This is a genomic window from Spirosoma oryzae (genome assembly GCF_003002825.1).
Lineage (GTDB): Bacteria > Bacteroidota > Bacteroidia > Cytophagales > Spirosomataceae > Spirosoma > Spirosoma oryzae.
The window spans coordinates 228,758-250,674 of sequence record NZ_PVTE01000001.1 but is presented as its reverse complement, the minus strand read 5'-3'; the positions used below and the strand labels follow the sequence as shown (position 1 = coordinate 250,674).

Genomic DNA, 21,917 nt, shown 5'->3' with positions numbered 1-21,917 from the left:
TTTGCTGACGCATGCTGAGACGCGAAGGGTCGCGTCTCTACGCCAGTAATTCTTTCCCCTGCGCCAGTGCGGCATCCAGACCCGAAGAATCGGAACCACCGGCGGTAGCGAAGAAGGGCTGTCCGCCACCGCCACCTTTGATATTTTTGGCCAGCTCTTTCACGACCTGACCGGCGTTCAGTTTGCGGTCCTGAATCAGTGAGTCGGGCAGCATAACGGCCAGTTGAGGTTTACCGTTGATGTCGGCACCCAGCACCAGCGCGAGGTTGTCGACTTTCGCTTTCAAATCGTAGGCCAGTTGCTTGAGCGCATCCGCCGACGGTACGTCGACGCGTTCAACCAGCACGGCATGACCGTTCGACTGCGTGACCTTGTCGAGCAGGCCATTCTTGATCTGCTGAACTTTCTCGTTCTGTAGGGCTTCGATCTGCTTCTGCAAGGCGCTGCGTTCGGTCAGCAAATCCTGCACGGCTTTCACGACATCCTTCGGTGCTTTCAGGACTTCCTTCAGCTCCGATACAATCGCCATCTGCTCGTTGACCAGCGTTTCGGCCCCCAGCGCGGTTTTGGCTTCGATCCGACGAACGCCCGTCGACACCGATCCTTCGCCGGTGAATTTGAACAGGCCAATATGCCCCGTCCGGTTGACGTGCGTACCGCCACAGAGTTCAACCGAATAGCTGGGATCAAACGTGATGACCCGGACGAAGTCGCCGTATTTCTCGCCGAACAAGGCTGTTGCACCCATCTCTTTCGCCTGCGCGATCGGCACGTTGCGCTGCTCATCGAGCGGAATATCTTCGCGAATTTTTTCGTTCACGATTCGCTCTACCTCCGCCAGTTGCTCGTCGGTTACTTTCGAGAAGTGGGAGAAGTCGAAGCGCAGGGCGTCGGGGCCAACGTACGACCCTTTCTGCGCAACGTGCGTACCCAGCACGTCCCGCAGGGCCGAATGCAGCAGGTGCGTCGCCGAGTGGTTGGCCGCAATCTGCGCCCGCCGAATCGTGTCGATTTTGGCACGTACAGCGTCCGACTGTTTGAATAGATCCTCCAGTTGATCGGCTTCAAGACCATCGCCTGACGGCCAGCTAACCACCTTGTCGCCGTTGCTGAGAGTAGTAATAATTGATTTAGGCGGAAACACTCCCCATGCCTTACCCGGTTCGTTTGCCATCACCGTGGATGTGTAGCCCACTGCCTGAGTTGGGTCGATGACATGAATGGTCAGGTCATTTTCTTTTTTCGTATCGACAACAAGCAGGCGACCCACTGGCTTTCCGGCATCCAGCAGCGTCAGCGTACCCGTATCACCAATCTGACCACCCGACTCGGCGTAGAATGGCGTTTCTGCCAGTACAACCTGATATTGAACACCTTGTTTGTTCTGTACTTTCCGGTACTTAACAATCCGGGTTTCTGACTCAGTCTGATCGTAACCAACAAACCGCGAACCGGCTGTAGCATCCGCCAGTTCAATCCAGTCGCCGGCCGATGAAGCTGCGTCTTTGCGGGAACGGGTTTTCTGCTCCTGCAGGGCTTTCTGAAACCCGTCTTCATCGATACCCAGTCCTTTTTCACGGGCAATCAGGGCCGTCAGGTCGGCGGGGAAGCCGAAGGTATCGTTCAATTCAAACACCGTCTCACCCGCGATCGACGCGTTACCGGCGGCTTTCGTATCCGTTACGATCTGATCCAGCCGGCCCAGACCCGTACCGAGCGTGCGCAGGAAGGCAATCTCTTCTTCCCGAATCACCGTTGCCACGAAGTCGCGCTGGGCATTCAATTCGGGGAATACCTCGGCAAACTGTAGCGCCAGGGTCGGCACCAGCTTGGTCATGAATGGCTCGGTCAGGTTCAGATACGAATACCCGTAGCGGATAGCCCGGCGCAGAATCCGGCGGATGACGTACCCCGCCTTGCTGTTGCTCGGTACCAGCCCGTCGGCAATGGCGAACGATACGGCCCGGATGTGATCGGCGATTACGCGCATGGCCACATCGCTCTTGTCCATCGTGCCACCGTAGGGTTTGCCCGACAGCTCTTCGATCACGTTGATCGTTCCCGAGAACACGTCGGTGTCGTAGTTCGACTTTTTACCCTGAATGGCCATACACAGCCGCTCGAAGCCCATGCCCGTGTCGACGTGACGGGCCGGCAGGGGCTCCAGCGATCCATCGGCCTTGCGGTTGAACTGCATGAACACGAGGTTCCAGATTTCCACCACCTGCGGATGGTCGGCGTTGACCAGTTCCTTGCCGGGCTGCTGGGCTACTTCTTCCGCTGATCGCAGGTCGACGTGGATTTCCGAGCAGGGACCGCACGGCCCCGTATCGCCCATCTCCCAGAAGTTGTCCTTCTTGTTACCATAGATGATGCGGTCTTTCCCGACGATAGGCTCCCACAGATCGAAGGCTTCCTGGTCGAAGGGAACGTTGTCTTTGTCATCGCCCTGAAACACCGACACATACAGCCGGTCTTTCGGAAGCTGGTAGACCTCCGTCAGCAGTTCCCACGCCCAGTGAATGGCTTCTTTCTTGAAGTAATCGCCAAACGACCAGTTGCCCAGCATCTCGAACATGGTATGGTGGTAGGTGTCGAAGCCGACATCCTCCAGGTCGTTGTGCTTACCCGACACGCGCAGGCATTTCTGCGTATCGGCGACGCGTTTGGCCGGGGGCGTTCCGTTGCCCAGAAAGAAGTCTTTAAACTGCGCCATGCCCGAGTTATTGAACATGAGCGTAGGGTCGTTCTTGGCTACCAGCGGAGCCGACGCAACGATAAGGTGCTGTTTAGACTGGAAGAAGTCGAGAAAATGCCGACGGATTTCGGAAGAAGTCATACGTATGAATAGGGTCAGCCGGAGGCCGTCCAGCCGGGACGAAAAGGGCCCGATGGCGGGCCGTTCTACAGCGGCACCAGGTACCGTTTAATAAACAAACAGAATGAGTCGCAAATTTACGGAGAATCTTGCGGTTTTTTCGGGTAGTTACCTAACCCAAGCATGGAACAGCCGGAGAAGATGTACTACGGTATCCGGGAAGTAGCGGATATACTCAGCGTCACCCCGCCGACACTCCGCTTCTACGAAAAGGAATTTCCGTCGTTACAACCCAAAAAAAACAAGTCCGGCGATCGGGTGTACACCCCCGCCGACATTACCTTATTGCGCGAGATACTGACGCTGACCAAAGACAAGGGGTTTACCCTGGCGGGGGCGCGGGAAGAACTGAAAAAACGCGATCAGCAACGGTACGAAAACGCGCGTTTTCTGGGAAAGCTCCGCGAGATCAAGTCGTTTCTGGAACAGATGCGCAGCAGCCTTGACCCACCCGACCCCAACAAACCCGTCGACGATGCAGAGGAGTAGATTAGCAGAAAAAGCCGTGGTACCGCAGGGGTGTTAAGCTGTGGCTGAAATACCCCCCAGCCCCCTAAAGGGCTAACCTTGTAGGGGTTTTGAGCCTTCAAAACCGAGCACTTCGCAAAGGAGCTTTTTTACCCCTAAATCCCCTGAAGGGCGGTCGGCCGCTGCCGGACTTTTTCTAAGTGCGAGTAAAGTCCCCTTCAGGGGATTTAGGGGTAAAAAAGCCTGTCCATAAAGCCAGTTAAGTACAGGACGTGAAACCCCTACAAGATTAGCCCTAAAGGGGGAGCAGTTCATTTGCGAAACACTCCCCCTTCAGGGCAGGGCCGTTAAGTTCTGGGTAGCCCCACCCCCCAGCCCCCTAAAGGGGGAGCCGTTCATCCGCAGAATGCTCCCCCTTTAGGGGGCTGGGGGGTGGTTTAGCCGAAGGAAATTTGGCCAATACCAGCATTAAATCAAGAACTTAACAGCCCTGCCCTTCAGGGGGCTGGGGGGTATAGCTAACCAGTACTAAACAGCCCGACCTGACACCACAGGAGACCCGGAATTTCGTCACTCTTACTTACAACGCCTTCATAAACGAGACGAGTGCGGCCTGCTCCGACTGGTTCAGGTGCAGACTGTCGGGCGAGAGCGTCTGGTTGGGCAGGGTAAAGCCCAGCCCCTGCCCGCCCCCGCGATTGTAAAAGTCGACAACCTGTTCGAGCGTCTGGTACACCCCGTTGTGCATATAGGGTGCCGTCCGGGCGACGTTGCGCAGGGTGGGCGTCTTGAAGGAATACTGTAGCGGGTCGAGTTTGGTGTGGGCGTAGCGGCCCAGGTCCGGGTCGAGTTTCCGGCCGGCGCGGGTTTCCGGCACACCCAGCACTTCCGACTCGGTATCGGTAAAAGTCGGCGGCACGGTTCCGTTGAAAAGCGGCATAAAGTGGCAGGTTCCGCAGCGCGCCTTACCCATAAACAGGTTCAGCCCCTGCACTTCCTGGTCGGAGAGCGCCTGCCTGCGCCCACGCATGTACTGGTCGAAGCGGGAGTCGAAGGAGAGCAGCGTGCGTTCGTAACTAGCCAGTGCGTTCTGTACGTGGGCCGGTTCGATGTGCCCGTTCATGCGGGGGAAGGCTTGTTTGAACTGCGCAATGTAAGCCGGCCGCTGTTCCAGCTTGCGCACGACGTCGAGCAGTGAGCCGCGCATCTCGTTGGCATTGTGAATCACATCAAATGACTGATTCTCCAGCGATGCCGACCGGGTGTCGTAGAACTGCCCCGCCTGTAGGGCCGCGTTGAGCAGCGTCGGCGTGTTACGACCAATTACCCCCTGCCCCGTCAGCGTTTTGTTGCGGACCAGTCCGTCGGTGAATGCCTTGTCGGGCTGGTGGCAGCTTATGCACGCCCGCTGATTGTTGGACGACAGGATCGGGTCGGCAAAGAGCTGCTTACCCAGGGCTACCTTTGCGGGGTTCATCCGGTCGTCGACGGTGGCGGCATAGGCGTCCGCATCGAACACGTTGGGGGCGAACAAGGTCGGTGCGTTGGCCCGCAGCGGTCGTCGGTCGGTCAGGGGCGCAATGCTTAACGCCTGCTGGTAGGCCAGCAATTTTGCCGATAGTGGATTGGCGTAGTGCGTGATGAACGTCGCCCGGTCGAAGGTGTCAAAGTCGGGGTGCTGATTCAGATACGCTTCGGCTGCGCGCAGATCCTGTTGCAGCGTCGCTGCCGTAGGCTGCTCGTCGCCGTAGAACGACGCATATGTCCGTACCGATGCCAGCGCCACGGCGGCTTCGGGCATGGCTGTCTGACAACCGGGCGTGTCGAATCCGCTGATGCCCAAGGCGATAATCCGAAAGATTTCCAGCCGCAGGGCGTCGAAAAGCTGCTCGTCCATCGGCTGGGCCACTTCCCACAACGTTTTGTACCGACTGGTTTCCTGCCGCAGTTTTCCAATCTCCTGCACCAGTTCGGTCCGACGGGTCGTATCGAAGTCGGGGTACAGCAACGGCTCGATGACCTGCAAGCCTTCCGGCTGAAAGAGTTTGGTTTCCTCGACCTCTACTTCCGGCACCGGTGGCCCGTTGACCAGTCGCGTCGTCGCCGGAAAGTAATATTCGGCCAGAGGTTCCAGCCGCTTGTACGCCCGACGGCTAGCCACAAACGCCCGTTGCAGCGAATCGGTCGATGCCGTGCGCTCCGCCAGCTGGAGCAGTTGCGCCGTCTCTTTTTCGAACTGCTGAAGATCAGCCGTAAACTGCGCTTTCACGCGCATAGCAGGCTTTTCAGTTGCCGTATGCTGGCAGGCCGAACCACCCAGCATAGCCACCAGTACGCTCAAGCCAACAAGTACACGGGTCAGAAACCGGTTTCGAACAAAAACCATGGAAGACGAAATGAAAAATACCCCTTCCGCCGGTCTGACAGGAAGGGGTAGTGTACTGTTTATGAAAATTCAGACCTTTCAGGTCAAGAATTTAGCGGGGGATTCCCGTCACGATTACGGTTTGACCACCTTCAGCAAACGAGCCGGTGTTGCCATCTGTTATGCTGACAGCTTTGGTGATACTGCTTCCGTCCGGGTTGCTGTATTTCATATCACGCCAGGTGTGCGGGTGCAGGTTTATCAGGAAGGTATTTGGCTTACCAACGATGTCTGATACGTCCAGCATGGCCCCGTACTCCCAGGAGCTGAGCAACTGCGTATTGGTCGTGTTGTACTTGCTGTTGAAGGTCGAATTGTCGCGCTGATGGTTCATTTCCAGCATCGGCTTATTCTCACCGGTAGCGATGTTGAACTGCCAGATACGGCCGTCGTGCTTGTTGTCGAGGTAGAACGAATCGCCGTCTTCCTGGATATAAACGTAGTTGTTGGTCACGCACAGGTTGTCGGGGTTGACGATGCTGTTGCCGGGGTTGACATTACCGTCGATCACGGGCGTCAGCTTGCCCACCAGCGGGTTGCTGGCATCCATCACCAGGCGGTATACCCGGCCCCACATGGTCTTCCCGGTTACCGGTGTTTTTTTGTCGCTCTGGCTGACACCCGTAGCAGTGAAGTACACCTCACGGCTGTTCGCGCCACCGCCTTTGCGGTAGTCGACGTCCTCGACACGGGCAAACTGAATGGCTTTTTTCTCCACCGACTGGGCCGCAATCTGCGATCCGGTTGATGCGCTGGCGTTGTCGACTTCCACGAACTCTACGTCGTATGTCTTGCCCACTTCCATGCTGGTTTCGACGGGGTCCTGATTTTTGGCCCGCAGAAAATACAATTTTCCGCCCTGCAAATCACCGACCGTATTCGATACGTACGCCAGCAATTGGCCGTTGCTGTCATCTTCGCCGATGATTACCACCGTTTTACCCGTATACGCATCTTTCGGCAGCGGCACGGCGTTTTCCATCGACGCTTTACCCAGGGCAGGCAACACCCGGTTTTTATTTGTAGGGTCGGCCGCGCCCGCCGGATTAATCGCATGTACCATCGATTCCGAGCCGCTTTCGCCCGCCGTCAGGAACAGCGGCCCGAAGCCGTGGGTTTCGGGCGTCGCCAGGGTAGCCGAGCAAAGCCGCCACGTACCGCCGTCGTAGTTGACGACGTATTCGCCCTTCACTGGTTTGAAGGTTTTGTCGAGCATTACCCGCGACGCCGAGCGCAGGTATTCGTGGTTGGTGATGAAAATATAGCCTTCGCCATTCGGGTTTTTCATCAGGCCGGCTCCGTCGGGCTGACCACCGTAGACGAAGTTCGGCGATTGCTCCAGCTTATCGTCGGAGCTAATCAGCGGCATCACCTGTAGGTCACTGAATCCGCTCAGCGACTTGACCAGGGCCGGGTTGGTCGAGTATGATTTGAGCACAACCTCCGACGTAGGTACGTCCGGATTCTCGGTCGTGTTACAGGCCGCCAGGGCAAACAGGGAAAGCAGTAAGGTAGATGATAGAGCGGCAGAACGGCGCATATTCGTTAAAATGAGGTTAAAACGATTTTGCAAAGTAACCATCCGCAGATTACCCCAATGTAACCGAACCATTACCGAACTGCTATTCTTTTTAGACAGGATTACAGGATTGGCAGGATTTTGATAGCACGCGGATGACGCAAATTGTGGCGGGTTACCGCTAATCTGGATTCGAAACGGAAAAATCTGCGCTTGTCAGCGTCATCTGTGTCATCCACGTACCATTAAATCCTGACAATCCTGTAATCCTGTCAATTCTGAAAAACTTCGTAGTTTGGGCGTATTAACATTGCTTCTGTGCCCACCGACCGTCAATCTTCCATTGCGCTGACCCTTGTTCCGGGCGTCGGCAGCATCCTGCTTCGGCAGCTCGTCAGCTATTGCGGCTCGCCCGCCAACGTATTTACCACGCCCCCGGCCCGCCTGCTTCGGATTCCCGGTATCGGCGAAGTAACCGTCCGGGCGCTGCTCCGGGCCAACGTGCAACACGAAGCCGAAGCCATCCTGAAGCGACTCGACGCGCTACAGGCCACCGCCCTCTTTTACACCGATGCCGATTATCCCACCCGGCTGAAAGGCTTGTACGATGCGCCCGCCCTGCTGTACTGGCGGGGCAACGGCTCGCTCAACACGAGCCGGACCATCGGTCTCGTCGGGACGCGGCAGGCAACGGACTACGGCCGGCGGATCACGGCCGAACTGGTCGAAGCACTGGTACCGCACGGTGTTACGATCATCAGTGGATTGGCCTACGGGATCGACATTGCCGCCCATCGCGCCAGCCTGACGCATGGCCTGCCGACGATAGGCGTAATGGCCAGTGGTCTGGATATCATCTATCCGAACGTACATCAGAAATCGGCGCAGGAGATGCTGGCGCAGGGCGGCTTGCTTACCGAGAGTCCACCAGGGACGAAGCCAAACCCGCATCTGTTTCCAGCCCGTAACCGTATCATCGCCGGTATCAGCGACGCGGTGGTGGTAGTCGAAGCAGCCGCGAAAGGAGGGGCACTTATCACGGCGGAGTATGCCAACAATTACCACCGCGAGGTATTTGCCGTACCGGGGCAACTCAGTCAGACGTTTTCGGCGGGCTGTAACAAGCTGATTCGGGAACACAAAGCGCAGATCTACACCAGCCCCGCCGACCTGATTGACGCGTTAAGCTGGGACCTGCCCCAATCGGCGACGCCAACACCCCGCACCCCGCCCTCGCTTCCCCTCGACCTGACCACCGAAGAAAGTCAGGTACTGGCGCTTCTCCGTCAACACACGGAACTGCACGTCGATGAGTTGAGCTGGCAGACTCAGATTCCGATGAACCGGCTGGCTGCGTTGCTGCTCAATCTGGAGTTTCGGGGATTTGTGCGGACACGTCCGGGGAAGACGTATGCAGCGGTGTATGCGTAGGCATTTCGTCTTTCAGCCCCACGCCCGACAGCCGACGCGTGTGCATTTCATCGAGCAGCCAAAGCAGCTTGTCAACCGCAACCCCGGCAGGTAAGCCCTCCGGCCGGATGTTCGATACACAGTTACGCGACGCATCGGTCAGGCCGGGGCGGGGCTGGTAGGTCAGGTAAGCCCCCAGACTGTCGGGCGAGGAAAGGCCCGGCCGTTCGCCAATCAGCACCACCAGCAGAGCTGCCCCAAACGCGTTACCGATGGCATCCCCAATCGCAACGCGCCCCTGCTCGACCACACACACAGGAGCCAGCGACCAACCCCGGCGTTTTGCTCCAGCCGCCAACCCGCCGACCACCGACAGAGCGTGATTCTGCACCGCCGTCGCCGACAGGCCATCGGTAACGACAATCACCAGCGTAGCCTCCTGATCGCGCTCGTGTAGCTGTGCATATGATTCGGCGCTCAGCTGCCGCCCCAGGTCGGGACGCTTCAGATAAGTCGGTCGGTCAGTGGCGCGGCTTTGCAGGCGAAGAACATCCAGCTTGTGCTGGGTAAGCGCTGCCAGCAGCGCATTCGTGTCGAGGGTGGCGTGGACAGCATCGCGGGCGCGGGCGTGGTCGAGCTGAAAATCGAGCAGCGCACGGGTCGGCAGACTATTACCGGCGCGTCCCTGCGCGATACGGGCGGCCGTATGGGTTCGTAAAAATGCCCAGGGATCAAGGCTGTCGGGCTGCTCGTTTACATTGTTCATGCGTTCATTTTATCGATGACTCGGTAGCGTACCTATTGGCCGAACAGCGCATCTGCTATCGCACCACTCGGCAGTTCTGGTGCTACGCATTCATCTTATCTATTCAGCCGGTCGTATCTCCTGGTCAACGAACGCCGAACGAACGGTGGTAAGGGTTGTCCCTGTTCATACGCCAGTAAGATGGCTTCTTCCCGCTTTCGGTTATAGCGAATTCGCTTGGCGACGCCAAGCGAAGTAATCAATAAACCGGGGGATGTCAATTTTAAACCAAGGACAGCGACTCTGCCGGGATCGGGTTTCAATCCGACAAGACCACCAACAAGATTGGCAAACGCCAGGGTAGACAGCAGAAAAACACCACCCACACCGGTGGTCAGCATACCTATGTTGGCCGTGTACCCGGCAACGTCGCGTTTGGCTGCAAAGAGCTGACGCACTGCCTGTACCGTATCGTACTCGACAACCGGCTTACCAATGGCATACCGGGCAAGAGAGTCAGCACCATGAGTTTGTTGAGCATAACCAGACAGCCCGACAGTGAGATAGAGTGCCAGCAGTAGTAATCGTTTACCATTCATTAGTATCAATACGTGCTTATCCGTTCGTTTTTTTACACTCCAAACCAGCATGTCCATATACGGTGGCCCGTCCGTCAACCCATCAGCAGATAACGTGCCCCGCTACCTCACCAGCAGCTACTGAATATACCGGCTCGCCGGTATATTCAGTAGCATACGTTATGTTAGGCTTGGAAGCATTCAGCGTAGTAAGTGAACGAATCAAAGTCAAAGATTAACCTTACCCATCGCCGAAGCTCCTTGGCTTGATATATATTAATTTCGTAGGGATTGTACATTAATGGATCGTCAGCAGGAGGATCAAAAAGCTTCTTCAAATCATCCAGAGGTACATGATCTATACTGCTTTCTCCTACGAGTTCTTCACTGGAGATGCTAAACCAACTAATCTGTCTTTGTACTCTCACTACTGTTGTTCAATTAAACTTTACGTTAACCATATCCAGTAGTAAGTTAGAAAAAACGGTTTGATACCGGCGTTTCCAACTACAGCATACTGTTGCCGGTTGTCTTTATCGGCCAGCAACGGCAAACAGGGTCATTGCTTTACTTTATTAATCACCCGAATGAGTGCGTACCGGTACGGCAATGCATCGGCGATTCCATCGATAGGCAGCGTCTGACGCCATACCTCGACGGTGTATCGGTAGCCAGATTCGTACGTAAATCCCTCGATCCCTTCGTACATAAACGACCATCGTTCGTTATCATGCTCACGAATCTGTAGGCATTTACGTGGCCCTAGATAGGAACAGTCGCCCTGCTTACTGTCAATTTGCATCGTTAGCCGGACGGGCACTTCCGGCCCAATCCGCTTCTCGCAAGCCGTTACCGCCAGTAGCGTCGTGAATGTCAGGATTCGCCAGAAAACCATGATTGTCAGGGATCAGAAAGTTGATACAGATGCGACAAGGCGATGACCCTTTTGAACGGGTTGCAGTTGTAAGGCGTCGTTGAGAATACCCATCTTCAGCAGCCATTGCTCAAACTCCGGGGCCGGACGGCGGTTCAGTTGGCGTCGGAGATAGAGTGCGTCGTGAAAACTGGTACTCTGGTAGTGCAGCATAACGTCGTCGGCACCGGGGATACCCATGATAAACGTTACCCCGGCCGCGCCCAGCACCGTCAGCAGCGTGTCCATATCGTCCTGATCGGCTTCGGCATGGTTGGTATAGCAGATGTCGACACCCATGGGCAGGCCCAGCACTTTCCCGCAAAAATGGTCTTCCAGCCCCGCCCGGATGATCTGTTTACCATCGTAGAGGTACTCCGGTCCGATAAACCCGACCACGGAATTGACCAGCAGCGGGTCGAACATACGCGCTACCGCATAGGCCCGCGCTTCGACCGTTTGCTGATCGACACCGTGGTGCGCGTTGGCCGAGAGGGCACTCCCCTGCCCTGTCTCGAAATACATCACGTTTTTCCCCAGTGTACCCCGATTCAGCGACCGGGTAGCGTCCAGTCCTTCGCGCAGCAGTGCCAGGTCGACCCCGAAGGATGCGTTGACACCTTCCGTACCGCCGATGCTCTGAAACGCCAGATCGACGGGTGCCCCCTGCTCAATCGCCTGGATCGTCGTCGTCAGGTGACTCAGTATGCAGGTCTGCGTGGGAATGGCGAACCGTTCGCGTACCGAATCGAGCAGGTGTAACAGCCGGACGGTTGTTTGCAGATGGTCGGTGGCGGGGTTGATGCCGATGACCGCGTCGCCGGAGCCGTAAAGCAAGCCATCGACCAGGCTGGCGGCAATGCCACGAGCGTCGTCGGTGGGGTGGTTGGGTTGAAGTCGGGTACTCAGTCGCCCCGACAGGCCGATGGTGTTGCGAAACTGCGTGACGACTTCGCACTTGCTGGCAACGGCAATCAGATCCTGGTTGCGCATGAGTTTCGACACAGCCGCCACCATCTCGGGCGTTAGTCCCCAATGGAGCGCCCGCAGGGTGTCGGTTGTGGTTGCATAGTCCAGCAGGTAGTTACGCAATTCACCAACCGTCAGCGAGCAGATTGGCGCGAACGCCGACGCATCGTGTGAATCGATGATAAGTCGGGTTACCTCATCCTGTTCATAGGGGATGACCGTTTCGGTCAGAAAATGCGTCAGTGGCAGATCCGCCAGGGCCATTTGGGCAGCCACCCGTTCCTCAGCCGACCGGGCTGTTAGCCCCGCCAGTTCATCCCCTGACCGCAGTGGGCTGGCCCGGGCCAGTAAGGTTTTAAGATCGTCAAAAACGTAGGTTCGCTGGCGAACCGTGTGGCGAAATGACATACGGGCAGTGGCTCAGTACCGACGAATATACGCCTGTTTACGTAGTTATCGCCACCTATACGGTCGCCCGTGTTCAATACCAGCAGACTACCTTGTTCGATTTTTGTACGGGTTGACCCACTATCATTCACTTTGGAGCTGTCCGGTACAGCCTGTTTACTTACTTGTATGCACGCCCATTGACAGCACTGCATTCGTTACGCGGCCGTAGCCTTCACGTCGTTGATGCCGAACGAATTCGCATAACTTTTTACATATCAGTCTGTTTTCGAAGTAGTAGCAACAACATTCAGCAACGTATGAAAAAGGTAATGACGATCATGGCTGTTCTGACGATGTGTCTCAGTGCAGCCCACGCGCAAACAACAACTGGCAAAAACCGCCAGACGAATCCGAACACGGACGGGACTACAGTAAACAGTGGCACAGGAAGCGGCACAAATGGTTCTGCAACGAGAACCGGCACCACAGCAGGAAGTGACGTCGTTGGATCATCGAACGGAACCTCATACGGTATGCAATCGACGGTCGGAACTGGCAGTAGTAATAAGTCCCAGAACTCACGGACTAAAAGCACTCGCAAAACAACGAAGTCGATGAAAAAAGAGCGCGTCAACTAATACCCTTACGCTACTAACGAGTCTATTGTCGGCTCGTTAGTAGCATTTATCCTTGCGGCATTCGAGATTCGTTACCATCAGCAACCGCCTTTCCAGTACCACCTTATCGGTGATATACTGAGGCCACTCAGTATGGCTGCAATCTGGCTCATCTAAGCCATCTGGACAACTCTTTTTACCCAACGCTTCACCAGTAGACGCAAACGGACAAAGGGAATCACGGGTGCAACGGCTCGATGTTCCATCAAGATAGTGGGACGTTCCTAACGGTTCACCAGGAAGAAACAGGATCGAGATACCAGCGTACCACAGGTAGTCAGTTCCCAATATGAAAGACGGTAGAAAACGTTTACGATCTATTGATCTTCCCGCTGCGAAGCCGCCGTTTCTTCGATTACCTCGATCGTTTCGTCAGTTCCGTCAACTTCCAGCACATAGCGCCCGTTTTCGTACAGCACCCGGGCACGGGGTCTGTTGGCGTAGAAGTACAGATATTTGGGTTGCCGCTGTCGCCAGACGCTACCGTCCAGAAAGACAAACCGCGTTTCCAGATTCCGGAATCCCCGGAATGGCCCCTTCAATTTTCCAACCTTTACAACCATGGTGTCAAGCTGTTGCGTTGATGAACGTGTGTGTATGGCCTAAAAGAAATTGGCGGACCTGTATGTTGTAACTACATGAAAAGAGTGAGCGTACGGGCTGAATTCTGATTCAGTTATACCCGATCCTGCCATCAAGTGCAGCACCCGGTTGGACTTGCCCATCGACGGGCGACAGACCTGTTCAATCGGCGGGGAACGGGCAAGACGAACAAAGCCTACCGGTGTTACCAGTAGGCTTGCTAGTATGGCTTAGGAGCCAATGCTATCTGATTCCTTCGGAAGAAATCAGTTAAGGAAAATAAGCCAGCTGCTGGCGAAACGGGGGCAATAAGCCATCACCTGCAAACAGGCCTGATCGCACAAAGGCATAAATCGCCATGTCGTAGATTGCTGATACATAAGGTTGAAAAAGGACAGTGTGTTCACAAATAAAGCACACTAGTCTATCATAAACCAAAATTCTACATGAAAAATTAACCTATTTTATATATTGTATACTTAAGCAAGGTTAATGTACAACAATCTGATTTGTAGCGAGTAGTAAATACACTTCACTTACTGTAACGATTTGGCTGACTCAGTGGTTTGTCAGCACTAATCATAACACTGGTATTACCGCATCACACAAAAGGAAAATGTTAATTATTAGTTAACATTTTAATCAAATTTTTAACTAAATCCTTATGAATAGTATATATCATTTGCATATATTGCCTATGAATTTAGTAGTACTTACACCTATGATACAGTGAAACATGAACGGATTTCAACTTTACAAGCAGTACATCACTAAAGCCGAACGATCGCAGCGGGAGTCGGCCGACTGGCGCTATGGTAACCTACTGAGCATGGCCTTCTATCTGGTTGGCGTCACCCGTTTATTCGACATGCTGGAACAAGCCGAAACGACGGGTTGCCGCATCGGATTGGTCTACGCACAAGCCAGCGAATCGGCCTCTCCCCTGCCCTGTGGTATCGAACTGGTCAGTTCGGAAAATGCAGCTAATCCGTTTATCCATCAGGCTGGTCCCGCCCATTCGTTAGGTTTTACGCATTGGTAAGAACCAGCTCTTACAGCCTCCCTCAGTGCTGTGAGCAGATTACCCGGCACCAGCAGGGCCCAGTCGCCCAATAATCGCCTGTTTTTACCCCTAAATCCCCTGAAGGAGACTTTACTTCCACATAGACAAAGTTCTCCTCAGTGGATTTAGGGCGCAATCCGTTCCATTCTGGCTATCGTCGCATTGTTGCAGTAAGACAAAGTCACACCGGTGCCTTTCCTTTGATTGCGCCCGCTTTTTCTCCTGATCGGCCAGCAGTTTACCCAATCGCTCAGCCTGGTTCGTCTTCATCCGAAGGCGAGCGGCTTCATCCATTCCGTACAACGACAGTTACTGAGTAGATTCGTCACGAACAATCGTTCCGATCGGTCCATTCCGACAGGTGACGGATGTAGCGCTTTACGCGGTTTCACGAAATCGCCAGGATATACGTCGTGTCAACACATCAACGTATGTAGTGCGTCCAGTTCATGCAACCATGAAGTAAACGTAGCGAATAGGGTGGTAACCACACTCGCCAGCCGTTTTCTACGGGTACTGTCGACAGCTACAGTTTGATACGCCCCGCTTGCACAAAAGCGTTACATTTGTGTCTATTCATTTGTTGCTACCCTCGATTTGACACACCGCCCTTTCCTGATCCTGTTCATAGACGATGACCAGGCGCTGCCACTTGTCGTGACCCAGGCCGCCCGTAATACCTTCCCGGAAGCGCAGTTTACTTTCGTCAGCAATGCCCATCAGGCGCAGGAATGGCTGCAATCCAGCCCAAGACGACTGCCCCAGCTGGTCTTGATGGACGTTGACCTCAACGACACGATCGACGGATTGCAACTTCTGGCGCAGATCCGGTCGGATGAGCGGCTGTCCCTACTACAGATATTGATGATCTCGGCCAACGACCAGCTTCCGTTGGTGTATCAGGCCTACCAGACCGGCGCATCGTCGTTCATTCACAAGCCATTCAGTCTGGACGAATGGAAACGGTTTATGGCTGGTTTACGGCAATATTGGTACGAAACGGTTACGCTGCCGCCCCTCAACGGCATACGCCCGGCCAGTCAAACGTGATTAGCTTCGTGACGGTTGTTCGACTTCAACTAGACTTTGTTGGGGTGAAAGCTTGTTTGCCAGTAGTTCAGGATCAGCGTAAGGTCCTGTAGCTGTTGCTGCCGGTTGTGGCTCTTTTCAAAGAAACCCTGCACCGTCAGTTCGAACGCTTCTTCGATAACCGACTGGATAACGGGATCAGAAACAAATACGAAGGGGATACTCCGTTTGCGCAGCTGCTCGTCGGCGTATATAGTTCGTCGTAATTCAAGACCCGTCATGCCGGGTAGCAGTACTTCGCACAAAATCAGAAAGGGCGGTTGTTCGGTCTGCTGTAAGTAAGTCAACGCGTCTTCGGCCCGCATAAAAGATTGTAGCGTGTAGTCGGGGGCGATGGTCTTCAACAGCGAACCAAAGAGGAAATGGTCATCCTCATCGCTGTCGATGTACAGGATTACGCGTGGGTCAGTTTGGGGATACATATGAAAAATCGCCTGATTGGGCCATTAGTGTATACCAACACCTCTGCCAAATTGTTTACCGTTTCTTTACACGCTGTCTAAACAACGAAATTGGCAGGGTACCGACAACCATTTCCCTACTGTGACGCGTTGTTTCGTTGTGGCACAGAATACGCTCAAGCTATGAAAGTACTGCGGTAAACTTTTTTCATGCCCAATGTACCGACCGTCTTATTGATCGAAGCAGATACCACGCTGGCCCGTTCGGTTGTGCAGCTGGCGCAGCCCGTTTTTGGTAAAATCGTCTGGGATACAGTTTCGTCCATAGCCGAAGCGATCACGCATGTCGAAAAAAACGAAACCTATCAGCTCGTTTTGGTCGATTCGGCTACGTTCGACACCCCGATAGCGCCCGACGCGATCGACGCTCTGATCGACCACCCCAGCCTTACGTTCACGCCTATTCTACTGCTGGACACGCTGTTGGATGCATTTCGCGCAAAACGGGCGTACAATAAGGGTTTCTCGGCCTGCCATAGTAAACCGGTCACGATGGAAGGTTGGAACGCGCTACTCAGTCAGTTGTACCGCTACTGGTTTACGATCAACCTAACCCCCGCCACCCGGCTGCGTTCGGTGTAACAGCACTGTCCGTCAAACGACAAGGCCCGTCAGGCAGCTGCATCTCGGTTAGCTTCCAACACAACGACAAATCAAGCTACTGACATGCTGCTGCACTTCTTTGTTCTGTCCGGCACGGACCGCACATCGTCCACGATTCATCCGTTCATACAGGCCAATCAGGAAACGTATCAGTCCGTACCAGCCATCTTCGCTACGCTCACCCACAGCCATCTGGCCCCGCCGACCAATGGCAATCGCACTGGATAACACGTTTGGAGCCCCTTCGACCCGTAGCAACGGTTCAAGACCGAACAGGCGCTGCTGACTGATACCAAACCGTTTCGGCGCGACGGCCAACGACCGGATCAATACCCATTCCCGCAAGAAAATCAAAAAACGGCCATGCTCGGCCAATTTAGTAGCCTGCGACCACGCTATTGGTATCAATATTGGCTGAGCTGGTGACTAAAAAACTGCGCCCATGCTCACGCTTTCGCTATATCCCGCCCAGTTTGCCGCCCTGATCGCGTTTCTGAGTCGCATTAGCCGTGACAACCTTGACTTGCCCCTAAAGCAACAATCGCTGACGGCTTGTGTGCTGTTGGCCTTTCAGGCGACACTACGCCTGGAACAGGTCTTCACCTGGGGACAGCGCAACGCCCGCCGGTCATACAAATACCGTTTGCCTGTTACCGTCGCCCGCGCCCTGCACCAGGAAATGCCCTATCACCCGCTCACCCCCGATCAGCAGGCTCTGCTCCGCCACCTCGACCAGACCATATCTACCTACCGCCCTCAGTTGCTGCAACGATACGCCCGCAACCCACCAGGGGCTTACGCTTAAGTAGTGTTAAGCACTGGTGATCCGTTTACACGTCCGATGAGAATTAGGGCGAGAAAGCAGAGATGTGTGTACGGCGTTGCATGGTTAAATAATCCTAGTGATGCGATAAAGGACATACACGCGATAGTAAAATCTAGTTGTTACTTGCTGCTTTCGTGGCTGGTAACAGATACCTGTAAGAACTATAAGGCAAAGGTTCGGTTTGCCCTACCGACCAATTCGGTTATCTGTTCGTAACTTACCGCTGTGCTACGCCGAAAACTCCTGTCTCAGACCGTCTGATTACTCACAGGTCCGCTCGTTTTACTCCGCTACCTGTTCTCAATCCGGACCACGCTAGGACGATCATGGCGCTTATTAAAGTGGGATTCGTACTACACTCAGTATATCGAAACTTTGCCGAGCGAAAGCCTGATAAACGCGTCAGTTTCGCGCCAAAAAGCAGGTTGACAATTACCTTCCAGAGAATCTATACCTAAATCGAAAACGACAGGGCTAAAGCTACATTTCACAAATCCACTACTATGCAAAAGCGTCTTTTCACTCGATACGCTCTCCCGATCATCGGATTGATTATACTCATGACAGGATGCGTACCTCTCATTGATCGAGTATTTGGGCCCGATGACAAGCCACTTATCCTTAGTATGCATTTGCCAGATATACCAGACGAAAATATTAGTATAGACCAAGTCAGTAAAGTAATAACAATTACGGTTCCAACTAGCTTTTCACACGATGCCGTCACGCCCGATTTTATACTTACTCAGAGAACTAAACTAGTCAATAAATACCCTGGTCCATTATACATCTACACAACAGTGAAAAATGATTCTATTCGTATCAGTACGGCGAGCAATAAAACGAATGCGTATGTAATTGCATTCAAACCAATTGGAGATTTAATGTTCGCCACACTGACGGAGCCACTTAATTTCACTGTAAATGCTTCTACCACAAATTATTTGTGTTTACCCCTATTTAACTTCCTCGATGGCGACCCACTAGGGACATTAACGTTAACGAATATAAAAACAGGAATAAGCCTTTATACGACTAAGCAAAGACCTACTATTCTATCACTTTGCGACAGACAATTAAGAACAGATGGAGCAGTTTTCGCAAGCGCCTTGATTGGCGGTGGGTTCTTCTATGAACCGGGCGACTATACTGCTGTCTTTACCAAAGCTAATGGCCGAAAGGCAGTACTAAATCAGCCTGTTCGTTTAATCAGAGGTCAACCTTACATAGGTATTGACGATAATTTCCCCGTCGTTCTCGGTGCTGGTCCAACTACCATATTCGCTCAGAATATCTTTCAATCCGATAATCCTGAATTGATGTTACGAAGTCGAGACCAGTCAGCCACTACAATTAAAATATTATCATACATCGACACACAGCCGACTTTTAAAATACCGGCAATTAACAATCTGAAACCAGGATACTATTACGCACAAGCTGTACTAAACGGGCAACCAAGTGATGCATACATGCGAATAAGTATAGTTGCCTCAAGCAAAGATTTAGCTATTCAGAATGTTTACGGGTATGCCTCACCAGAAGAACATAACCTACTGGCACCTACAATATCATTTGACACACCTATCAAGCTAAAAAGAAGTAAGCAATATGGTATAATCACCAATGCTTACGTATCATACCTATATACACTGAAACCGAATGAAACGGCAGTTAGTCGAGTTCGCTTGACTTCGTTAACAAAAGAGCAGGTATCCTACCTAGTACCACTAGCTCTAACTGGCCCGGCTCAGTTTGAGCTACCGTCAACTGTCCCATCGGACCGCTATAAATTCTCGTTTGAGGTACTCAAACCAGACAACACAGTAATTTCGTCTGAGCCCTTAGAGCGTGATGTAGTTGTTGAATAGATATTACTCGGAATTAAAAAGAACCTCGACTAACCGGCTGGGGCTCTTTTTTGATGCTATGATGAAGCGGTCTGAGTATACCGATCTAATACATCTACTATCAATAGCCTTGTTTCTTCATCGCTTCGCTTGTAGGCCGACGACAAGGCTCTGAATAAAGCCGAGTAAAGAAAAGTTATGCCACGTCTGTATTTCTGAATGACTTCTGACTGGTACGTTAACTCGTCCGAGGAGTAATTATCGCCTTTGTTCTCATTCGCTCGCTGTACTTCACGAGCTAGCATGCCTTGTTAGAGGTTGTCGAATTATATTATAATCGAATCTGAAAACAAAAAAACCGTCCTTTTGGGGACGGCTTGTTCTCAATCAACGTTGGCAGAGAGCGAGGGAATCGCACCCCTTTAGTTAAGAATTTGGTTTAGACCGTGTTAGCTGATTCAGCTAACAGCCTGCCACCGTAAGTAATGCCGTAACCCTAAAAAAATAGGCGCGTTAGGCCGATTTTTTCGATTCCGATTTCTCGGCGGGGTACATCTCGACAACTCTTCCGGTCTCGGTAGCAGGCTTAAGAAAAGACTTTGCTTTCTTATCGGCTTTCTCGTTAGCAGGCGTACTACCGAGGAGCGTATCGACGTAACGCTGTAACGAGTCGGCGGTCCGTTGGAGGCCGTCGATTTGCCGGTCTTTAGTTTCTAGTTGGGCAGACAGGCGAGCGAAATTCTCCTCGAGCCGCTTAAGATGGTCCTGCAAATAAGCCTCGGATTCACCGCTCGGCCGGGAGACGATCTCCGGCTCCTCCTCCGAGACGAGCGCCGTTAACGGCATATCTAATACCTCGGCGATTTTGCTAAGGTTATGGAGTTTCCAACTGTTGTTTTCGACCATGTGTTTATAACCGGCCTCGGAAACTTCAATCGCTCCACAAAGTTTTTTTACAGTCCAAGATTTCGCGAAAAGTGCCTTTTTGATGCGTTCAGCGACATTTACCATAATTTTTTTTCATTTTAAGTTTGAAAAACTTGCATTGAATACAAGTTTACCTACTTTTGTGACGTTGGAACACCGAAACAGGTTACAAGTTTTGTAACGATTTATGATACAAACTATGTAACAAATACGACACGACCCAACAAAAAGTTTATGTATCGGTAGCAAATTTACTCTATGTCGAACCAGCCGACCGTAAAAGATCACTACAACAGACTTAAAACCAGAGATTTAGGTCGGTTTAACGAGTTCAACGCCGAATTAGCTCGGAGACAAAAGTTTAATTCCTTTATAAGGAACGTCTGCAACAATCCGAAAAAAAACTTGCAGAAAGTTGATTGCGTAATCGGGCCGCTTATGATAACCTACCTCGGGTTTACTCAGGAAAATTTTGACACGAATACGATACCGGCTCTCCCGGGAAACGTAGTCGAGCTTAACTCCGGGAGCGATGATCTACGAAAAGCCGCTTAACCCGGCCGATTATTCGGTAGACCTCGAGCTTAAGGCAGACGGCATACGGGCGATTGAGAAGGCGGGGCATTCGTTAGAGCAGGCAATCGCAACGTTTGCGGTTCGAGAAGCTAAACGGATAGACGTAGTAATTGAACCGGCCGAATTTATAGCCGCCTATAAAGACGCCGAGTTCGATTTCGTAACCAGAGTCGCAACGTTTGAGGTATTGGGCCTCAAGTTTCGGATAAAAATCGAGTCGAGAGATGAGATACCAGTCACCGAGACGAGAGTTTATAACCTCGCTCGTTTTTGATACCGATCTCACGTTCGGGCAACTATACCGAGCGATTCGAGCGGCCAAACAGGAACGGGAGGCTATACTCGATAAGGAGCCGATAATCGACCCGGTTTTATTCCGGGAGGTTCGAGACCTCGGGCTTTTGATGGAGTACACTAAAAACGCATTCATCCAAGCAAACGCACAGTTTGCGAACGGTGGCAAGTCACCCGAGTAGCGAGGTTGCTAGGACCTCGGCCAAGAGCGTTCGGCGGTTTAACGAGTGGGAGACGTCTCCTCCCGCTCTAAATTTTGGGGAGTATTAGCAGGTAAAGACCGGTGGGCGCGGGTTAAACCCGGCCGGTCTAGGGGGTTCGAGACCCTCCTCCCCAACTACGGAAAGCCCGTAAGGTAATTTGGTAGGAAAAGAAACTAAGTAATCACTCTCCGACTCGATTCGGAGAGTGATTCTCCCCTCCCTTTTTGCCAACGTATAGGGCTAACCGTTCTAGTGCACACATAGGCCGAGGAGTGCACCCGAGGCCAAACGAACAGCTTTCCAAAAAATCGACCGTCAAAGGTCGAGCGGTACTCTATTGCCTGTCAGTTTGACAGTTTTTTTTGGGCAAAACCCAGTTAACCCAAAGTTAACCAGTAAGTTAACTCCAAGTTAACAATTACAGTAAACGTCTGGAATAACCAGATTAACAGTTTTGTAAACGGCTCTAAA

General features: G+C 52.9%; 21 protein-coding genes. 10 read left to right on the top strand and 11 right to left on the bottom strand.

What is annotated here, in order from left to right; all coding sequences use genetic code 11:
* Positions 1-37: 37 nt before the first annotated feature.
* The gene (gene alaS, locus CLV58_RS28725; RefSeq protein WP_245882164.1) at positions 38-2,839 is read right to left on the bottom strand and encodes an alanine--tRNA ligase; all 2,802 of its coding nucleotides are present in this window, start codon (positions 2,837-2,839) and stop codon (positions 38-40) included.
* A gap of 162 nt (positions 2,840-3,001) precedes the next feature.
* Here alaS and CLV58_RS01090 point away from each other — a divergent pair, with 162 nt between their 5' ends.
* Positions 3,002-3,367, top strand: a complete 366-nt coding sequence (locus CLV58_RS01090) for a MerR family transcriptional regulator (RefSeq protein WP_106135919.1) — start codon at positions 3,002-3,004, stop codon at positions 3,365-3,367.
* A 559-nt stretch (positions 3,368-3,926) separates the two neighbouring features.
* Here CLV58_RS01090 and CLV58_RS01085 read toward each other — a convergent pair.
* Positions 3,927-5,732, bottom strand: a complete 1,806-nt coding sequence (locus CLV58_RS01085; RefSeq protein ID WP_106135918.1) for a cytochrome-c peroxidase — start codon at positions 5,730-5,732, stop codon at positions 3,927-3,929.
* A gap of 91 nt (positions 5,733-5,823) precedes the next feature.
* Complete coding sequence (locus CLV58_RS01080) at positions 5,824-7,311, bottom strand: PhoX family protein (protein ID WP_106135917.1); 1,488 nt, start codon at positions 7,309-7,311, stop codon at positions 5,824-5,826.
* A gap of 297 nt (positions 7,312-7,608) precedes the next feature.
* Between CLV58_RS01080 and dprA the strand changes: the two genes are divergently transcribed.
* The gene (gene dprA, locus CLV58_RS01075; protein ID WP_106135916.1) at positions 7,609-8,721 is read left to right on the top strand and encodes a DNA-processing protein DprA; all 1,113 of its coding nucleotides are present in this window, start codon (positions 7,609-7,611) and stop codon (positions 8,719-8,721) included.
* Here the strand turns inward: dprA and eutC are convergent.
* The 5 genes from eutC to CLV58_RS01055 form a co-directional block, all read right to left on the bottom strand.
* The gene (eutC, locus tag CLV58_RS01070; RefSeq protein ID WP_106135915.1) at positions 8,654-9,466 is read right to left on the bottom strand and encodes an ethanolamine ammonia-lyase subunit EutC; all 813 of its coding nucleotides are present in this window, start codon (positions 9,464-9,466) and stop codon (positions 8,654-8,656) included. The genes dprA and eutC overlap by 68 nt on opposite strands.
* 95 nt (positions 9,467-9,561) lie before the next feature.
* Positions 9,562-10,044, bottom strand: coding sequence for a hypothetical protein (locus tag CLV58_RS01065; RefSeq protein WP_146141339.1), 483 nt, complete (start codon positions 10,042-10,044; stop codon positions 9,562-9,564).
* Between the two features lie 164 nt (positions 10,045-10,208).
* Positions 10,209-10,451: a DUF7683 domain-containing protein gene (locus CLV58_RS29095; protein ID WP_425443479.1), complete on the bottom strand. Its 243-nt coding sequence runs from the start codon at positions 10,449-10,451 to the stop codon at positions 10,209-10,211.
* 131 nt (positions 10,452-10,582) lie between these two features.
* On the bottom strand, positions 10,583-10,918 hold the full coding sequence (locus tag CLV58_RS01060) for a DUF4377 domain-containing protein (protein ID WP_106135913.1): 336 nt from the start codon (positions 10,916-10,918) through the stop codon (positions 10,583-10,585).
* 12 nt (positions 10,919-10,930) lie between these two features.
* Positions 10,931-12,313, bottom strand: a complete 1,383-nt coding sequence (locus CLV58_RS01055) for an ethanolamine ammonia-lyase subunit EutB (protein WP_106135912.1) — start codon at positions 12,311-12,313, stop codon at positions 10,931-10,933.
* A 299-nt stretch (positions 12,314-12,612) separates the two neighbouring features.
* Between CLV58_RS01055 and CLV58_RS27935 the strand changes: the two genes are divergently transcribed.
* Complete coding sequence (locus CLV58_RS27935; RefSeq protein ID WP_146141338.1) at positions 12,613-12,933, top strand: hypothetical protein; 321 nt, start codon at positions 12,613-12,615, stop codon at positions 12,931-12,933.
* Between the two features lie 356 nt (positions 12,934-13,289).
* Here the strand turns inward: CLV58_RS27935 and CLV58_RS01050 are convergent, their stop codons facing one another.
* The gene (locus CLV58_RS01050; protein WP_106135911.1) at positions 13,290-13,535 is read right to left on the bottom strand and encodes a hypothetical protein; all 246 of its coding nucleotides are present in this window, start codon (positions 13,533-13,535) and stop codon (positions 13,290-13,292) included.
* Between the two features lie 755 nt (positions 13,536-14,290).
* On the opposite strand from CLV58_RS01050, the gene CLV58_RS01045 reads away from it, so the two are divergent.
* Both CLV58_RS01045 and CLV58_RS01035 read left to right on the top strand, forming a co-directional pair.
* Positions 14,291-14,596, top strand: a complete 306-nt coding sequence (locus tag CLV58_RS01045) for a hypothetical protein (protein WP_106135910.1) — start codon at positions 14,291-14,293, stop codon at positions 14,594-14,596.
* 618 nt (positions 14,597-15,214) lie between these two features.
* A complete protein-coding gene (locus CLV58_RS01035) occupies positions 15,215-15,667 on the top strand; it encodes a response regulator (RefSeq protein ID WP_170108622.1) in 453 nt (150 codons plus the stop codon).
* Between the two features lie 29 nt (positions 15,668-15,696).
* Here the strand turns inward: CLV58_RS01035 and CLV58_RS01030 are convergent, their stop codons facing one another.
* Positions 15,697-16,128 carry a response regulator gene (locus tag CLV58_RS01030; RefSeq protein WP_106135907.1) on the bottom strand — a complete coding sequence of 144 codons (432 nt, stop codon included), beginning with the start codon at positions 16,126-16,128 and terminating at the stop codon, positions 15,697-15,699.
* A gap of 189 nt (positions 16,129-16,317) precedes the next feature.
* Between CLV58_RS01030 and CLV58_RS01025 the strand changes: the two genes are divergently transcribed.
* The 4 genes from CLV58_RS01025 (at position 16,318) to CLV58_RS01010 (ending at position 19,467) form a co-directional block, all read left to right on the top strand.
* Positions 16,318-16,749, top strand: coding sequence for a response regulator (locus CLV58_RS01025; protein WP_106135906.1), 432 nt, complete (start codon positions 16,318-16,320; stop codon positions 16,747-16,749).
* 84 nt (positions 16,750-16,833) lie between these two features.
* Positions 16,834-16,998, top strand: coding sequence for a hypothetical protein (locus CLV58_RS28260; protein ID WP_170108621.1), 165 nt, complete (start codon positions 16,834-16,836; stop codon positions 16,996-16,998).
* 214 nt (positions 16,999-17,212) lie between these two features.
* Positions 17,213-17,575: a hypothetical protein gene (locus CLV58_RS01015; RefSeq protein WP_106135904.1), complete on the top strand. Its 363-nt coding sequence runs from the start codon at positions 17,213-17,215 to the stop codon at positions 17,573-17,575.
* A 524-nt stretch (positions 17,576-18,099) separates the two neighbouring features.
* Complete coding sequence (locus CLV58_RS01010; protein WP_106135903.1) at positions 18,100-19,467, top strand: hypothetical protein; 1,368 nt, start codon at positions 18,100-18,102, stop codon at positions 19,465-19,467.
* Between the two features lie 492 nt (positions 19,468-19,959).
* On the opposite strand, the gene CLV58_RS01005 is transcribed toward CLV58_RS01010, so the two are convergent.
* Positions 19,960-20,457 (bottom strand): hypothetical protein, encoded by a 498-nt coding sequence (locus CLV58_RS01005; RefSeq protein WP_106135902.1) that lies wholly within the window; start codon positions 20,455-20,457, stop codon positions 19,960-19,962.
* A 448-nt stretch (positions 20,458-20,905) separates the two neighbouring features.
* Here CLV58_RS01005 and CLV58_RS00995 point away from each other — a divergent pair, with 448 nt between their 5' ends.
* Entirely contained in the window at positions 20,906-21,223 is a 318-nt protein-coding gene (locus CLV58_RS00995; RefSeq protein WP_106135900.1) for a hypothetical protein, read from the top strand.
* Positions 21,224-21,917 lie beyond the last annotated feature (694 nt).

What these genes read in the sequence shown, in the direction of transcription:
- alaS (WP_245882164.1), bottom strand. Translation starts at nt 2,839, where the DNA reads ATGACTTCTTCCGAAATCCGTCGGCATTTTCTCGACTTCTTCCAGTCT.
- CLV58_RS01090 (WP_106135919.1), top strand. Translation starts at nt 3,002, where the DNA reads ATGGAACAGCCGGAGAAGATGTACTACGGTATCCGGGAAGTAGCGGAT.
- CLV58_RS01085 (WP_106135918.1), bottom strand. Translation starts at nt 5,732, where the DNA reads ATGGTTTTTGTTCGAAACCGGTTTCTGACCCGTGTACTTGTTGGCTTG.
- CLV58_RS01080 (WP_106135917.1), bottom strand. Translation starts at nt 7,311, where the DNA reads ATGCGCCGTTCTGCCGCTCTATCATCTACCTTACTGCTTTCCCTGTTT.
- eutC (WP_106135915.1), bottom strand. Translation starts at nt 9,466, where the DNA reads ATGAACAATGTAAACGAGCAGCCCGACAGCCTTGATCCCTGGGCATTT.
- CLV58_RS01065 (WP_146141339.1), bottom strand. Translation starts at nt 10,044, where the DNA reads ATGAATGGTAAACGATTACTACTGCTGGCACTCTATCTCACTGTCGGG.
- CLV58_RS01060 (WP_106135913.1), bottom strand. Translation starts at nt 10,918, where the DNA reads ATGGTTTTCTGGCGAATCCTGACATTCACGACGCTACTGGCGGTAACG.
- CLV58_RS01055 (WP_106135912.1), bottom strand. Translation starts at nt 12,313, where the DNA reads ATGTCATTTCGCCACACGGTTCGCCAGCGAACCTACGTTTTTGACGAT.
- CLV58_RS27935 (WP_146141338.1), top strand. Translation starts at nt 12,613, where the DNA reads ATGAAAAAGGTAATGACGATCATGGCTGTTCTGACGATGTGTCTCAGT.
- CLV58_RS01050 (WP_106135911.1), bottom strand. Translation starts at nt 13,535, where the DNA reads ATGGTTGTAAAGGTTGGAAAATTGAAGGGGCCATTCCGGGGATTCCGG.
- CLV58_RS01045 (WP_106135910.1), top strand. Translation starts at nt 14,291, where the DNA reads ATGAACGGATTTCAACTTTACAAGCAGTACATCACTAAAGCCGAACGA.
- CLV58_RS01030 (WP_106135907.1), bottom strand. Translation starts at nt 16,128, where the DNA reads ATGTATCCCCAAACTGACCCACGCGTAATCCTGTACATCGACAGCGAT.
- CLV58_RS01025 (WP_106135906.1), top strand. Translation starts at nt 16,318, where the DNA reads ATGCCCAATGTACCGACCGTCTTATTGATCGAAGCAGATACCACGCTG.
- CLV58_RS28260 (WP_170108621.1), top strand. Translation starts at nt 16,834, where the DNA reads ATGCTGCTGCACTTCTTTGTTCTGTCCGGCACGGACCGCACATCGTCC.
- CLV58_RS01015 (WP_106135904.1), top strand. Translation starts at nt 17,213, where the DNA reads ATGCTCACGCTTTCGCTATATCCCGCCCAGTTTGCCGCCCTGATCGCG.
- CLV58_RS01010 (WP_106135903.1), top strand. Translation starts at nt 18,100, where the DNA reads ATGCAAAAGCGTCTTTTCACTCGATACGCTCTCCCGATCATCGGATTG.
- CLV58_RS01005 (WP_106135902.1), bottom strand. Translation starts at nt 20,457, where the DNA reads ATGGTAAATGTCGCTGAACGCATCAAAAAGGCACTTTTCGCGAAATCT.
- CLV58_RS00995 (WP_106135900.1), top strand. Translation starts at nt 20,906, where the DNA reads ATGATCTACGAAAAGCCGCTTAACCCGGCCGATTATTCGGTAGACCTC.